The sequence below is a fragment of the Streptomyces sp. NRRL F-525 genome (assembly GCF_000716605.1).
In the GTDB taxonomy this organism is placed as follows: domain Bacteria; phylum Actinomycetota; class Actinomycetes; order Streptomycetales; family Streptomycetaceae; genus Streptomyces.
In genome coordinates, this window is the sequence record NZ_JNXE01000230.1 from 1 (window position 1) to 319 (window position 319).

Below are 319 nucleotides of genomic sequence, written 5' to 3' on the forward strand. Positions count from 1 at the left end.
GTCTCCGGCGGAGCAATGATCGCCATCCAGGCCACCGAACACGAACTCCGACCCGCCCTCACCCCCGGCATCGACATCGCCGCCCTCAACTCCCCCGACTCCACGGTGATTTCCGGCGACCCCGAACAAGCCCACACGCTCGCCGACCACTTCACCGCCCAAGGCCGCAAAACCAGAACACTCACCGTCTCGCACGCCTTCCACTCCCCCCACATGGACACCGCACTCAACGAATTCGCGACTACTGGACCCGACACATCCGCCACACCGTCCGCTTCACCGACGCCGTGCGGCAGCTGAAGCACCAGGGCGTCACCCA

1 protein-coding gene is annotated in these 319 nt (G+C 65.8%); it reads left to right on the forward strand.

Features of this window, described 5'->3' with window-relative positions:
* Positions 1–300: acyltransferase domain-containing protein (locus OO69_RS49295; protein ID WP_324604593.1), on the forward strand; the 300-nt coding region annotated here is incomplete at its 5' end.
* Positions 301–319 lie beyond the last annotated feature (19 nt).